This window comes from Leptolyngbya sp. 'hensonii' (assembly GCF_001939115.1).
Taxonomy (GTDB): domain Bacteria; phylum Cyanobacteriota; class Cyanobacteriia.
This window is the reverse complement of record NZ_MQTZ01000010.1, coordinates 1-14,636: the sequence shown is the minus strand read 5'-3', so window position 1 is coordinate 14,636 and position 14,636 is coordinate 1. Positions and strand designations below refer to the sequence as shown.

Here is a 14,636-nt window from a genome sequence, read left to right as displayed (position 1 = left end):
ATGGTGGGATTGCCCACCAGCAGAATCTCTCCAGTCCGACTGGCCGATCGCTGCTGGCGAGTCAACTGCAACACCTGAATCGAAGGCGCAATCCCGATCGTGTGGTAGTCGATTAAGTACTGTCCCTGGTCATCCTGCAGGGCGGCAAAGGGCAGCAGGAACAGGGAACCCTGGGGCACGAAGATGATCCGTTCGTTCGGATTTTTGGGCAGCAGGTCGGCGATCGGGTCAATCAGGAGCTTGTGCAACTGTTGCAGATAGTCATTCTTGATGGTGGTGACAGGGGGTTGGCCAAACTGGCGATCGCCCTGGGCCGAATTGTACGCGAGCTGTTGACTGCCCCTGGATAGGACAGACTCCTCACAACCGATCGCCCCCAGGCAGCGGGCCGCCGCCACCAGATTGGCCAGGGAAGTTTTCTGCTGTTGCAGAGGCTTGAGGTCCACCTGACGAAAAGCCACCTCCCCAGTGGGTTTCACCACCCAGATAAAGAGTTGCTCATCATAGAGATTGGCATACTCCACCAGGGTTGCCTTTTGCTCCCTGGCCACCTGCTGGATGGCGGCGATCTGGATGGGCTGAATCGCGAGAGTCTCTTTCTCCTGGGTGCGTTTTGCCAGCAATTCCGCGAAAGCCCTGGCCCGTCCCCGTTCGGCAATCTCCAGGGCTGGTTCCACTTTGTTTTGAGCTATCAGCACTCGTTGCAGATTGTTGTAAGCCCGGAATTGGGTATCGGCAATGGAAACCTTCTGGCTATCGGTGAGCCTGTCGCGTAAGGACTCAAAGACTGCAATCGCAGCCAGTAAATCCTGTTCTGCCTGGGGGAGTTGGCCAGCATTAAATCGTGCAACTCCCAGATTGCCTAAGGCATCCCCCTCGCCGAGTCGGTCTTTGATTTCCCGCGCAATCGCTAAACGCTGTTCCTGGTACTCGATCGCTTTGGGATAATTCCCCAGAGACCAGTAAGCATTTCCCAGATTGCCTAAGGATTGCCCCTCGCCGAGTCGGTCTTTGATTTCCCGCGCAATCGCTAAACGCTGTTCCTGGTACTCGATCGCTTTGGGATAATTCCCCAGAGAAAAGTAAGCAATGCCCAGATTGCCTAAGGCATTCCCCTCGCTGCGTCGGTCTTTGATTTCCCGGGCAATCGCTAAACTCTGTTCCTGGTAATCGATCGCCTTCGGGTAATTCCCCAGAGCCCAGTAAGCAAGGCCCAGATTGCCGAGGGCATTCCCCTCCCCCCGCCGGTCTTTGATTTCCCGCGCAATCGCTAAACGCTGTTCCTGGTAATCGATCGCTTTGGGATAATTCCCCAGAGACAAGTAAGCAATGCCCAGATTGCCTAAGGATTGCCCCTCGCCGAGTCGGTCTTTGATTTCCCGCGCAATCGCTAAACTCTGTTCCTGCAGCTCGATCGCCTTCGGGTAATTCCCCAGAGCATAGTAAGCAAGGCCCAGATTGCCGAGGGCTTGCCCCTCCCCCAGTCGGTTTTTGAGTTCCCGGGCAATGGCTAAACGCTGTTCCTGCAGCTCGATCGCCTTGGGATAATTGCCCAGAGCATAGTAAGCAACACCCAGATTGCCGAGGGCTTGCCCCTCCCCCAGGCGGTTTTTGAGTTCCCGGGCAATGGCTAAACTCTGTTCCTGCAGCTCGATCGCCTTCGGGTAATTCCCCAGAGCATCGTAAGCAAGGCCCAGATTGCCGAGGGCTTTTCCTTCCCCCAGTCGGTCTTTGAGTTCCCGGGCAATGGCTAAACGCTGTTCCTGCAACTCGATCGCCTTGGGATAATTGCCCAGAGCATAGTAAGCAAGGCCCAGATTGCCGAGGGCTTGCCCCTCTCCCAGCCGGCCTTTGAGTTCCTGGTAGAGCTTGAGGGCTTGTTGCCAGGACTGTAGCGCTGCTTCAAACTGGCTAACTTGATACTGTTGGATTCCCTGTTGAAATAACCGGTCAGCCTCAACTTTGCGGGGGTCTTGGGCCTGAGCCAGTTGGAAGGGGAGTTCAGGCTTCACCTGTGTTGCAGGCCATGCCATCCCAGTACTGGATAGGGCAGGGTTCAACCCCACCAGAAGCGTCAGCAGGGAAGTCAGGGAAGCATAACGTCTGCTTGGACCGGGAAGCTGGTGTGCCATGGGGGATGCTGAATTTCTACATGCAGATTATAAATCCACAGATGGGTAGCTTCCCCACATTGGGCTACCGCGTATACAGATCTCTGAAAAGTTTGGCTCAAGTCAGCAGACTCGCGTGAAATCCCCTCTCGGGAGGGGTGGCCCGTAGGGCCGGGGTGGGTCTAGGAACGGGAGTAGGAGGGTTGAACCCACCCCTACCCCTCCCAGGAGGGGATTATGGGTACACAGTAGCCACATTGGGAGGATGGAAGTGTGAAACAAACTAGCGCAGATTCTAGTTAAAGTCCCGATTTCTCAGTGGAATCATCGCCTACTTCTAGGCCAGATTTTAGTCACAAGAATTCTTGGCACGGCTTAAAACCCAATACCAGCAAGAGTTTGAAAGGATGGAGAATAGGGAACTCGAATCCCGTTTTTAAGTCTTCTCAAACTCTTACTGAGAGCTAAATTGAGGCATTCGTCAAGCAATATCTTGCCTAATTCTTGCCTAAAAATAGCCAGAGGTTAAAACTACAATTGTTCTAGTTTTTGGTCTTTAAACTATGGCTGAACCAACTTTGACCGAGGTGTTTGGGGCAAGTGCAATTCAGGATGGGACAACCCTGACCATCACCAAAGCTGACCTGCCAGGTCTGACCCCAGCCGTGAATAATCGGGCTGAAGCTCTATTTGTTGGCATTCTGGTGAAGGCCATGGAAGCCCTGACAGCAACGGCTCAGGGAGATGACCCGCTGCGACAGGTCACCATTGAGGCTGGATTTGAGCAGATTGTGATCCGAGGGGAGAATCAATATCGCCAGAAGACCCTGACGATCAATCTACAGAAGGCGGATGTCGCTGGGGGAATCGACCCTGACGACTACTAATGCAACCCCTGTCTCTGGCTGACATCTTTGGGGCAAGTGCAATTCAGGATGGGACGACTCTGACCATCACCAAGGCCGACCTGCCAGGTCTGACCCCAACCATGAACAATCGGGCTGAACAATTGCTGGTTGGAATTCTGGAACGACTTCGGAGCCGGATTCGAGGGAACATCACCTCCCCAACCGGATTAACCCTGACATCTCCAGCAGGCAGTCCCATCACCTTTGACCAGTCTAAATACTATGAGCGGTTGGATTGCCTGTACTGGCGGGTGAATTTCAGAGCGGGCCAGCGGATTGATCAGCTCATTGTCCATTGCTACATCACCCCCCCATTAGCCCCTGGAACTGTAATTGCCCCTTCACAGTTTGAGTAAGTATGGCGCTGATTTCTGAGTTTCCCAATAAGGTGCTTCCGAATGGAAGCGATAAAGTTCTGATTCAGTCAGGTGATACGTACTATTCTGCTGAATTAGAGAACTTGCCAGGTAACAGTAGCGGGGGTGGGGACAACAGCTATGCCATCTTGCAAGACAGAAAAGCCTGGGGAGTCTTTCCCCAAACAACTGTTGCCAATGCCTGGACCGATCGACAATTAACGACCGTCGTTGCCGACACGATCGGAGGGGTATCGATCAGCTCTGGGGTGATCATTAACATCCCCCCAGGCAACTATCGGATTTCTGTGGTGCAGGCTTTCTACGATGGTTGGGGGAGTGCGATCCGGTTTGTGAAAGCAAATGATGGGTCTGTGTTGCTGCGTTCAATTGGAGTTTGGTTTGACAGCGGGGGCTCCATTACCATGAGGGGCCGGTTCAGTGCAGGGGCTGGGGATAGCTTCAAGCTGCAATACATCACTAATCGTTCCAGTGTGCAGGGGTTGGGGAGCTGGGTGAAGTTCCCGAATGCAGAACAGGAAATCTACACAGACATTCTTCTGGAGAAGCTATGAGTTTCTGTCTGGGAAAAGCTTCTGCAACGGTCAGCTTCTTTTCTGGAGGTCAGAAGGATCAGGTAACCGTATCTCCGACCCCGATCGACATTACCTGTGAGAACCCTTCCCAATGTGGAGTAGCTGGGAGCTGGACCCTTTCCTACAGGGCTGAAATTGGGATTACTAGCTCCTATACATTTGATGGATTTGCGAATGAATCCTACTATTTGAAGTCAGTTCCCTCCTCTGGGTGTCGCAATGGTGAGCGATGGGATTTATGGGGAAATTGTGCTGGAGTTGAGCGGCTGATTCTAGAAACTTTTAGCTGTTTTGCGGGAAGAATTACCTTCACAAATCAGCAGTTTTCACCAGGTTCTAGCGCGACAACATTGAAGATTTTCCATAACGGCACTCTACTTTTTTCCAAAGTTGTAGACAGGTGTGACTTTGAGGTTTCCTGTGAGGATGGTTGCCCAGAGGGTCAGTGTAAATGTCCCAAGGATGGCTATCCTGGCTACTGCTGCCTCCCCTGTGCCGAGCTTGCTAGTCAGATTAGGTCCATCCATCAAAGGCTGTAACCATGGCTGATTCATGTGCTGAACTTAAAGCAGAAATTGCCAGATTGAGCGCAAAGATTGATGCACTTTCAGGCAAGTATGCCCTCAAGTCAGAATTAGAAGAATTACGAGGTTCAGTGTTTGGAGAACTGGCCAGACTACGGCAATTTTTTATTTCTGAGCTTTCAGGTTTGAGGCAATTCGTATCATCAACCATCAACGAATTGAGGAATCAAATTACTGAAGTCAGGCGGTTTTTACTAGCCCTGATTGAGGATCTACGGTCTCAGTTATTGGGCATCTTGTCAGATCTGGCGATCGCGCTGGGATTGCGGGGAAGAGTCGCTGCCCTAGAGCAGAGAGCGGACCGGATTGAAAATGAACTGGGGATATTGGCTGCTCTGGGAGCCCGTGCTTTGATGACTGCCAGGAATGCGTTAGAGCTGGCAGCCCGTGCTCTGGCTATGGCATCTGAGGCACGGTCTACAGCCCTGGATGCAAAGGGCACAGCCAATGCTGCCTACCAATTAGCAAACCGTGCTTTGAGTCTGGCGAATGATGCCCTGAGCAAAGCGATCGCCGCTGGCTCCCTGGCCCAAAGGGCCTTGACCAGGGCTGATCAGGCCTATCAAACTGCCCTAGATGCCAAAGGCACAGCCAACAAGGCCCTGAGCACGGCCAATCAGGCCCTCAATCTGGCTAACGATGCCCTGAGTAAGGCGATCGCCGTTGGAGCCCTGGCCGCCCGTGCCCTGGCCCGAGCGGATCAGGCCTATCAGACGGCTCTAGATGCCAGAGGCACAGCTAACAAGGCTCTGGCTACAGCCAATCAGGCCCTCAACCTGGCTAACGATGCCCTGAGTAAGGCGATCGCCGCTGGCTCCCTGGCCCAAAGGGCCTTGACCAGGGCTGATCAGGCGTATCAGACGGCCCTAGATGCTAGGGGCACAGCTAACAAGGCCCTGGGCACGGCCAATCAGGCCCTGAACCTGGCTAATGATGCCCTGAGCAAAGCGATCGCGGCTGGAGCATTAGCAGCAATGGCTCTGGCTAGAGCCAATCAAGCTTATCAAACGGCCCTAGATGCAAAGGGCACAGCCAACAAGGCCCTGGGCACGGCTAATCAGGCCCTGAACCTGGCTAATGATGCCCTGAGCAAAGCGATCGCGGCTGGAGCATTAGCAGCAATGGCCCTGGCTAGAGCCAATCAAGCCTATCAAACGGCCCTGGATGCAAAGGGCACGGCCAACAAGGCTCTGAGCACAGCTATTCAGGCTCTGAATCTGGCCAATGATGCCCTGAAAAAAGCCCTGGAAGCCTTACAGAAATTGAAGGGAGGGAACAACTTGGATCAAGAAATTTTACGCCGTCTGACCCGAATTAGTCAGGTGCTTGGGGTCGATGACTTTCCGGTGAAAATGCCCGTGAATCTCCTGGCTTATGAGGATGGAAAAACGGTAGATCTGAGCAACTACACCAACTGGTTCGGCTGGTACATCAAACAAGTTGATGCACTTGTCGGCCAATTCCCAATTGAAATCCAAATTACGGATATAGATCCAACCACTGAAGGAAATCAAACGAGAAAAATCAGCTTACCCAACATTGCTGAAACACTCGCTGAAATGTACGGTCTATGTGTAACAAACAGTGTTAATGCTGACCTATCAATTAATTTCTTGTTGCGACTTACCAGCGAAGTTCTGGCCACAAAGAATGCCACTTTAATTGCACAAGATTATGTGAAAGCAAATGCCCAATACTTGGGCTATAAGGGAAATCCAGCCAAACGGGAGATTAACTACTCCTTCGATGTCTCCAACCTGGAGAGCCTGGAAAATCTGCTGAAGGAAAGCAAAGGATATATTCAGGGCTGGAAGAATGAAGACAAGGAAACGGTGGCCGGTTATTTGATGAAATTGGCTTTTTCTGCTGGCATCATCAAAAATGCCATGTTTCGCAATAAACATCGATTGCATGACCTGATGCAAGAACTTACTGACATGCAATCAACTGAGGGGGATGATGCCATTTGGCAAGCATTTATCAACCTTGTCAATGACCCACAATCCTCTTTCAATCTGCGCGATTCTTCCTATACAACACCTCGCGTCAAAGACATCCCGGCTGTAGATCCATAAGGAGTGGTAGCCATGCCCCTGTCCCTCTCATCAGGTCAGCTCTTGAGTCGTATCATCCGGCGCAATGTCAATGCTGGTGTCACGGGGGGAAATGTAATCAACGCCCAGGTGCTTCCTGGCCCCAGCAAAATCAGGACGATTGACTTCGTAAATTCAATTCAGAAGGTCAAGCGGAAAAACAAATTCCTTGATTTTATTTGGAACGGGGCTAAAACGTTTTTCGGAAATTGGCTTACTGGCCTAAATTTTCTAAAAATCAGTGTCTCTACAATTTTTGGCTGGGGCTACAGTGCCCTGGAATCGATCAAGGCGTTTGACTGGAATGCCAGTGATAAATCTCTGGCCCTCTCTCAGCAACAACTAAACATCCAACTGGCGACCATTTGGGGTGGGTTGCTGGGTCAGGGATTGGGCTGGTTGGCAGGGATAGGGGTGGGCTATGGTATTTCGCTAGTGGTCCCTGTGATTGGCGGGGCCAAGCTGGCCAAGATGATTGCCAGTGCGGTTGCTTTAGAAGGACTGGACGAAATAGGAACAAGCTTTAAAGCCGCCATTTCTCAAACGGTGAGATTGTTTGCAGGTCAGGCCGCGATCAGCGTTTATATCAACTACCGGCAATTTCTGAAGGGATTGCCTAGAGAGTGGTTGGTCAAGTTTTACGGAGAAGATGATGCTGATTTCATTCTCCAGGTTTGGGGGGAGGAAGGGGGACCTAACTACTCCTTCAATTCCTACATGGATGAGCAGGTGAATTCCATCCAGAATCCAGTCACCCAGGCTTTTGTCGAAGAGCTGTTAGAAGAGGCCTGGGATTCTTTTATCGAGAGTGGCTTCATTATTGCCCAGGAGCTTGATACCGCCTACGAACAAAACAAATTGGCTCTAGAGAAAGGCACTCTGGGCACAAATAGAACTGTCGTGATAGAACCAGATCGGGCGAACGATTCAGAAGCGATCGTCTTTCAACAAGTGCCTCAAAATCTGCTGATACCAGCCGTGCAGCAGACTATGGCCACCTATCACATGCTGGAAAATCGCGATATTGGCCAGTTTGTAGGGGAGTCAGTCGATGAAAATGCGCGGCGTTCAGATCCCACACTCCGACTGAAAATCATTTTGTACCAAACACCTGCCCCGCCGTTTGAGCGAGTGAGAGGGAATCAGAGGATAACCAGGGTAACTGTGAGCATTCCCGATGTACGAAGAACAAAGCTTGATTTTGAAGATATCAAGCATGCTTGTGGCGGGGTGAATGGCTATTTGTGGGGAAGATTTAAGGCTAACGGGAAGTTAAGCAATGGGCACTACATCACCGTTTATGCCGCTTCCAGAAGTGATGCTGAAGACCGAATTAAACTGTTTGCATCTCTCTCAGAAGCAGAGCTGAGAACTATCAATATTACTGAGGAGTTAAAGGAGGGAGATCGCCTCATCAACCCTGGGCTATACAAGGAAACTACCAGAATTTACCCTGCCTACTGCTTCATCATTAATAGAGAGTTAGTTTTAGCGGGAGATCGGGGTCGCCCAGCCGGAAAGACAAGGTATACAGACAGACGTTTCAGGCTGGAGCTATGGCCCTCTGCAAAGCCTCATGATTGGGAAGAGATCACTCAAGAAGCGCTCAAAAAGTCATACTAAGTAGCTCTTTTCGTTCTTCGGCTAAACGCCTTCTAACTTGTTCTTCCGTCATGCCATTTTCATGGGCCAGCCTCAAAATCAAATTTCGTCGTGGCCGGTATTGGTAGATTGCTCCATATCGGCCACGACGACGCAGCATCGATCGTCTGCTCCGGGTTGACAACTGATCAAATAGGCGAATTTCCATATACAACTTGCTTATACTTTGAGACCCGTGCAAATCGGAACCATTAACAATTAAGGCGTTCTCGACTCTGTACATCCACCAGGTTGATTTTAGCCTCATCTAAAGCCTAGCTTTGATATCAACCACGTTCACCCCTGAATTATGGCAACCATCACTCCAGGAACAGGAGGCACTTTTAAGAGTGTCACCGCAGAGGGTCAGGCCATAGAGGCTCTGATCTATCTCCAGGATAGGGAGAACACCACTACCGCTAACCCCAATGGGGAAGATCGCCTGGATGGCAACTTTGATACGGACTTGAGAACCTTCTCTGGTCAGTTCAGGATTCCAGCCAGCCAGTCCATTAACGGCAGTGGGCAACTTGTGATTCAGGCAGTTCCCTATCTGAATGGCGGGGCCTTTACTCCTGGCTCCGATGGCACCTTCAAATCTACTGCGATCGAAGCATTTGTCTTAGAGGTGCTGATGTATCTGCAGGTGCTGGAGTCCACACCAGCGAAAAATCCCAATAACCGGAACTATGTCACCGGAACGTTTAATGCCGATACGGGCATTTATACAGGGTCTTTCAGCCTGCCGATCGCCTTTGCCCTGGCTGAGGATGGTAGCGTCAAAATTCAGGCCGTTGAGTATCTACTGACCTAAAGGAGGTCTTCATGAGTGCCTACACAAGAGGCAGAAAACGTGATCAGCTCCGGTTTGTCAATATCAATGACATCCTCCTCTATGGCTGGAACACGGTCGATTTGGCCGCTGCTACTGGGATCAGTGCAGCCGATTTGAAAAATCAATTAGGCCATCTGACCGCAGCCGAAGCTGATGCTGTAGCCAATCGATTGATGGTGCTTGGGGCGAATAGCCCTAAACCCGCCAGAGCGATCAAAGTAATTCCCAATGCTCCAACTACTGCGGCTGGCTCTGTCTCCACTTTCATCGCTTACAACAAACGGGCTGTGGCACAAGCCGCACAATGGAAGGTAGGCGGGGCGCAGAAGGGAGTACGACTCACGGCTCCTGTAGCTGGAAAACGCTCTCAGACTGCTGTCGCAGAACTGAGCAATGGAGTCCTCTATGCTTTCCCCATGAACCAGTCAGATTTCACCCTTGTCGGTGAAACCTTAGGATTGCAGGCTGCTGCCCAGATTTCTTCAGTTGAAGCCAAGAAGCTGGCCACTGGCATGTCTTCAACTCGTCCCGGTCAGGCTGGGTTGGAAGATTCGGAGGGACTGCTGTCTACGTTTTTCTCAACTGCCAAACGGGATGATGCCACTGCTGCCGGGTTCAGCATTATTTCTGAAGAGCGCATTCTTTACCCGGCTGCTGCTGCGCCCCCTGGTCCCTGATGAATAGTTCCTTAATTCTGCCTGGGACACTGGAATTTGTTCTGGCGTCCCAATCTCTCCCCCCGCCTCCAGGGTGGAGAGAAGAGGCCCATCAAAAATCTGGGGAGGTGGCCCTGATCGCTCCTCTGGGCCAATCTGGACTGTTGGAAGTTGTGCCCATGGCCAGGGCTTGGGAATATGCCGTCGATGGTGAATTAGACGCCCGACAGGAAGAACTACAGGCCACAGCGGTTGATGAGGACCCCTTAATATGGCGACCTGGCAACTGATCGGAGTTTGCACCCCTGTCAAGGACCTACAGTTTTTGGAAATCTTGCCCACTGGTGATTTCTTCAAGCTCACCTGCATCGGAGTTCCGGCAAACTCTGCCAGCTTTCTGACCCTTCAGGAGTGGAGGGACAAGCGACCAGGACAGCAAATGATTGCTTATCCCCTGAGAGAACAGGTTTTCAGATGGGGCATTGCCGGACAACGCCTAATCGCGATCCGAAAAAGCTATCCCATACGAGCCGCTCCTGACCTGGAGGATTATCAGGTCAAGTTGGAAGAGTGGCAGGAGGAAGCGATTCCACCTGACCCAGAGGTAGGACTATGGCTTCCTGGCAATCCTTAGGCATTGTGACCCCCAAACTTGGGCAATGGCTTTTGTTCAATTCGCCCAGTATTGGGGGGGAGACTTTCCGGGTCACGTTCTTGAATTTGGGACTAAGCCCGGAAAACCGCATCTGGAAAAGTTTTGCCGTGCTTGACTCTCTCTATGCCACCGATGAGTCAGGCAGTAGCAGCAGGCTTTATCCCTCGGTGGAAAAACAGGTGATTTACCTGCCCATTCCGCCTGAGTTCAAAACGGCTGGTCTGATTGTCCGCTATCTCAGGATTCGCAAATTTCCCAAGCGGTTTTTAGGCAGGGTGGAAGAACCGATATGGGCTGTAGAGTTAGAGGAATTCATTCTATGAGCACCATTCACCCCAGGGTCACGATCGCCCAGGCTCAGCAATCCCCCCCTGTAACTCCCCCGTCTGTTCAGGACTTCGCCTACGGCGGTGTGACCGTTGCTGCCCTGGTCTGGATTGCCAAACAGGCTGTAGGTTGGATCGTCAACAAGGACAAAGCCGAATCTGATTTGACCCGTACGCTGATTGATGACTTGAGAACAATTCAACAGACCCAAGCAACTGCTACCCGCACGGGGTTAGACGGCCTATCAGCGTCTGTAGACCGGCTCAGGAACTCTGTTTCTGAAGAGGTGCAGTTGACCCTCAAAGATCAAACGAGAATCTATATTCAACTAAGCGAAAACCTGGTTGAACTGAAGCGAGAAACCGCCGCCCTCCATCGCAGGATGGATTACCTGGTAGACAACCTGAACTCTGTCCCAATGATTGCGCCCAATTCTGTTGCAAAATCTTCTGAACCCTCAAGGGAGAACTGATATGAGAGTTTCTTTTACCCAAATTCTTACCCTGACAGTCAAGTGTGAGGCAATTTATAACCTGTGTGCGCAGGCCAAGGCCGATGGCAAGATGACAACGGACGAATGGATCGCGGTAGCGATCGCTTCGACCCAGACCGTTCTAGGGGTATTTGGTGAACAAATCCCCTCATCTGTGGTGACTGAACTTCAGGGGATAGGAGCCGCGCTGGAAGATATCGGTAACCTTAGTTCTGAGGGACTGAATAATGCAGTCGCAACCCTCCAGGAATCAACCTGGAAGGATAAGTCACCTAAAGTCACCTAAAGTCACCTAGATAGTGCGCTTACCAGGGAGTTCTTCTGGGGTCTTTCATCTTGGTTAAACCCATTTCCCCCTTAAGGCGATTCAATTCAGCTTCAACGTTGCCAGTTACAGGAGAGCAACGCACCGATCGCTCTATCTCATCCAGTCTCTGGGCTAACTTATCTAGGCGTTTCTCCAGTGGCCATGGTGTTGCAACGTAAAGGACAAACCCAATCACGGGGAAACAGACCATGGCAAATAACATGGTTACTCTGGAGAGCCCCCGATACCCTGATTTGGTGAGGAGATGCCACCAGAGGAACGCCCAGAGAAGCAACACCACGATCGTAATAATAGTGGCCATGATATAGGTTGCCGGATCTGAAGAGTGGTAGTCAGGGGTCATAAAGGACATCTACTCACAACAAAGCCCTCCTGATCAGGAGGGCTTCCCTTATATTACCCAGGAGAGAGAGAAAAACAACGTTGCGTTACGGTTATCGTTCCAATGTCACTTGAGGAGAAGTGATGGGGGTTGGGCAACATAAAAGAAGGGGATTAATATACTTGACACACCGAAATATTTTTACTTTGCTTAAGAAAATTGGATTTGGTAACGGCTCAAATCAGCGGCGGCAGATAACCTCGAACTTAGCACCAGCGACTTTAACCGTCCGCTGCATTTGAATGGTTAGACTTTGTTGCAAAGAATATACTCACAAAGAGGAGTATGCTGCATTTTAGTTTATCTGTAACACAGCTTGAAATTCTCCTCTGTCACTGTAATATTCACAAGCATATACCTCTGGATCTTTTGTTGGCAAAATAACTCTTCCACATTCTACTGCTATTGATATAGGAACTGCCGGTAAGATATATATTTTGCAATTTTTTCCATGTTTTGCTTGGATTTTATTAAGTAATTTACGATACTCGTAACTGAAGATTTCAAGCTGTCTTTTTGATTTTAAGAAATGTGGGGATGGTTCAGAAATTGTTATTTGATAAATATTGCAATCACTCGAAACCAAATTTTCGTATTTATCATATTCGATTGCATCGCTGATTGCCAACTTCAGAAAAACAATCCCACCTCCACCTTCTTGTTCGCAAGAAATAGAATAAGACAGTTCAACAGAAGTTTCTTCTTGCCAAGACCATGTTTTACTCGTATTTTCAATATTTCTATGAGATTGATAGATATCTGTCGGGACAGTGTCCCCTATACACTTCCCCAAATACATTAACAAAGGCATGGGTGCTATTCCAAACAGAGAAATATGCTTGATTTTAATATCATCAATGCCTTCGTCCAAAGACCTTAAAACTTTACGCTTGATTTTTGTTTCAGCGAACATTCTCCACTGCTCAGCTTCTCCCTTTCGATCAAAATCCTTTTCTTCTATCTTTATTCCTCTGAGGTCTGCTGGAAATTTTGGAAACATTGCGTTCCTAATTGCCTCAATATTTATAGGAACAATTCGATCACCAATATTTACAGAGAATAGTAATACAGTGGATTTATGTATGTCTTCTGGATAACTTGTTTGTATTTCTATTCTGCTTTCATGCTCATGCTTCCAAGCACGTAATAATTCAGTCGGGTACTTTGCCGGGTGATCATCTATTTCTTTATGACAGCGTTGACATAGAAGCATCAGATTGTCAAAATCTACTTGTAGTTCTTCTGATTGTGCTGTTCCTCTAGGACCATCTTTACTCGAACCAATAATGTGTGCAAATTCTGCAAAATTACCATCGCTTAAGGTTAAGCCATTATACCAAACAGGAATATTACACCCCTTGAATTCACAACGTCCTGCGGATTTTACCCAGAGTTGCAATTTTACTGTTTCAGGTATACTTTTTCTTGCTGCCATAACTTACGAGATTGGGAATTTATCGCCAAACACTTTCTGCAATTTTATACATGCATTTAAGGAAGAAGTTTCATTGGATGCAGCAAGTAATACATCTCTTAGAGTAACTATTTTCATTTTCATTAGTAGCATTTGACTATCGCTCATTTTCTCAAAAAGATCATTGTAAGGTTGAACCGGCAGTTTCACACTTATCTTATTGTTCCAAGTGAACATGCCAACTATTCCACTTACAACGTTTTGCAATGCTCTTTGATCGTTATATTGATAAGCATAGGAATAAGTGTAAGGATTATATACACGATCTTTTTGAGATGTGAAGAGATTGTGGCAACAAGCAGTTAGAGCTATTCCTGTTGGTCGTCCTGCTACCGTTGAGGAAAAATTATAATCTTTCCATCTTTTCAAATATCTTATAACCCTACGGAATTGCTCTCTATCAGAGCCATCAGTAATCTTAGACTTCAGAAGTTCTTTAAGGCGAAAAGGTTCAGATATTTCCCAAATCTTTTTATCTTCAGATGATCCTATAAAGCCTTTTGCTATATAGTTTACTTCATTTCCCAGATAATCCTTGTCAGTGGAATAAACAGCTAAATCAACGTGAAACCATTTAGCCCCATTGGAATGATATTGAACTCTTACACAGGGTCTTTTAATTTCTACCGTTCTTGATCCTGTATTAAGAGCATTATAAACCCACTCTTTAACTTGAACTGGCTTGTAAATACTTTTTGAGAAATTAAAAATAATGCCTACATCAATATCATAATCTTCTCCTGAAAGAGGTTCAACCCCTGTTGCTAGATCATAACTTCCTTGATTAAAGAACCTAAATGTAGGTGTATTTGTAGGGAACAGTTTTTTCAAGCCATCCTTTAAGTTGCCAACGATTAAGTCCCTCTTATTGCGCAATGGCTGGCTGTCATCAAAATCGACTTTGATAGTGTTGTGAAAATTATTGAATTGAGTTTGTAGATTTGCCATGCCTTCAGTAACAGAAATTACAATAGCCGATGGAAACAAAGTGAGGTATACACATTGAGAAGTCGGGTAAAGGAAGGGGTTTCAGATATAGCCCCCTCCCTCCCCTCAGAACCGTGCTTACAACTTTCACTGTACACGGCTCAAGCAATCTCTACGCTTACCGATGCAATTGTAAATGGCAGACCATATGGACAGCCATTAAATTAGAAGCATGATTTGTCCCCCCTTGACGGCGTGGCACTTGGTGAT

At 48.8% G+C, this 14,636-nt stretch carries 17 protein-coding genes; 12 read left to right on the top strand and 5 right to left on the bottom strand.

Translation table 11 applies throughout. The features are described 5' to 3' along the window. Positions 1-2,132 (bottom strand): tetratricopeptide repeat protein (locus BST81_RS03575; RefSeq protein WP_075597175.1); only part of this gene is annotated, 2,132 nt, incomplete at its 3' end. Positions 2,133-2,674: 542 nt separating this feature from the next. On the opposite strand from BST81_RS03575, the gene BST81_RS03570 reads away from it, so the two are divergent. The 12 genes from BST81_RS03570 (at position 2,675) to BST81_RS03505 (ending at position 11,541) form a co-directional block, all read left to right on the top strand. Then, on the top strand, positions 2,675-2,998 hold the full coding sequence (locus BST81_RS03570; protein ID WP_075597174.1) for a hypothetical protein: 324 nt from the start codon (positions 2,675-2,677) through the stop codon (positions 2,996-2,998). Continuing rightward, complete coding sequence (locus BST81_RS03565; RefSeq protein ID WP_075597173.1) at positions 2,998-3,375, top strand: hypothetical protein; 378 nt, start codon at positions 2,998-3,000, stop codon at positions 3,373-3,375. Before BST81_RS03570 ends, BST81_RS03565 begins: the two co-directional genes overlap by 1 nt. A gap of 2 nt (positions 3,376-3,377) precedes the next feature. Beyond that, on the top strand, positions 3,378-3,950 hold the full coding sequence (locus BST81_RS03560) for a hypothetical protein (RefSeq protein ID WP_075597172.1): 573 nt from the start codon (positions 3,378-3,380) through the stop codon (positions 3,948-3,950). 562 nt (positions 3,951-4,512) lie between these two features. Then, on the top strand, positions 4,513-6,630 hold the full coding sequence (locus tag BST81_RS03550; protein WP_075597170.1) for a hypothetical protein: 2,118 nt from the start codon (positions 4,513-4,515) through the stop codon (positions 6,628-6,630). 12 nt (positions 6,631-6,642) lie between these two features. After that, positions 6,643-8,271, top strand: coding sequence for a hypothetical protein (locus tag BST81_RS03545; RefSeq protein ID WP_075597169.1), 1,629 nt, complete (start codon positions 6,643-6,645; stop codon positions 8,269-8,271). 328 nt (positions 8,272-8,599) lie between these two features. After that, positions 8,600-9,103: a hypothetical protein gene (locus BST81_RS03535; RefSeq protein WP_075597168.1), complete on the top strand. Its 504-nt coding sequence runs from the start codon at positions 8,600-8,602 to the stop codon at positions 9,101-9,103. Between the two features lie 11 nt (positions 9,104-9,114). Continuing rightward, positions 9,115-9,801, top strand: a complete 687-nt coding sequence (locus tag BST81_RS03530) for a hypothetical protein (protein WP_075597167.1) — start codon at positions 9,115-9,117, stop codon at positions 9,799-9,801. Next, positions 9,801-10,070, top strand: coding sequence for a hypothetical protein (locus BST81_RS03525; RefSeq protein WP_075597166.1), 270 nt, complete (start codon positions 9,801-9,803; stop codon positions 10,068-10,070). Before BST81_RS03530 ends, BST81_RS03525 begins: the two co-directional genes overlap by 1 nt. Beyond that, on the top strand, positions 10,052-10,414 hold the full coding sequence (locus tag BST81_RS03520) for a hypothetical protein (RefSeq protein ID WP_075597165.1): 363 nt from the start codon (positions 10,052-10,054) through the stop codon (positions 10,412-10,414). Before BST81_RS03525 ends, BST81_RS03520 begins: the two co-directional genes overlap by 19 nt. Beyond that, positions 10,393-10,758, top strand: a complete 366-nt coding sequence (locus BST81_RS03515; protein ID WP_075597164.1) for a hypothetical protein — start codon at positions 10,393-10,395, stop codon at positions 10,756-10,758. Before BST81_RS03520 ends, BST81_RS03515 begins: the two co-directional genes overlap by 22 nt. Next, entirely contained in the window at positions 10,755-11,234 is a 480-nt protein-coding gene (locus tag BST81_RS03510; protein WP_075597163.1) for a hypothetical protein, read from the top strand. Before BST81_RS03515 ends, BST81_RS03510 begins: the two co-directional genes overlap by 4 nt. Before the next feature lies 1 nt (position 11,235). Next, complete coding sequence (locus BST81_RS03505; RefSeq protein ID WP_075597162.1) at positions 11,236-11,541, top strand: hypothetical protein; 306 nt, start codon at positions 11,236-11,238, stop codon at positions 11,539-11,541. Positions 11,542-11,560: 19 nt separating this feature from the next. Here BST81_RS03505 and BST81_RS03500 read toward each other — a convergent pair whose 3' ends face one another. From BST81_RS03500 to BST81_RS29205, 4 genes are all read right to left on the bottom strand, one after another. Then, positions 11,561-11,926: a hypothetical protein gene (locus BST81_RS03500; protein WP_143780207.1), complete on the bottom strand. Its 366-nt coding sequence runs from the start codon at positions 11,924-11,926 to the stop codon at positions 11,561-11,563. Positions 11,927-12,260: 334 nt separating this feature from the next. Beyond that, positions 12,261-13,400: an SAVED domain-containing protein gene (locus BST81_RS03495; RefSeq protein WP_143780206.1), complete on the bottom strand. Its 1,140-nt coding sequence runs from the start codon at positions 13,398-13,400 to the stop codon at positions 12,261-12,263. Between the two features lie 3 nt (positions 13,401-13,403). Further along, the gene (locus tag BST81_RS03490) at positions 13,404-14,387 is read right to left on the bottom strand and encodes a nucleotidyltransferase (RefSeq protein WP_075597159.1); all 984 of its coding nucleotides are present in this window, start codon (positions 14,385-14,387) and stop codon (positions 13,404-13,406) included. Between the two features lie 157 nt (positions 14,388-14,544). Further along, positions 14,545-14,628 (bottom strand): HNH endonuclease, encoded by an 84-nt coding sequence (locus tag BST81_RS29205; protein WP_363079242.1) that lies wholly within the window; start codon positions 14,626-14,628, stop codon positions 14,545-14,547. Positions 14,629-14,636: the final 8 nt, after the last annotated feature.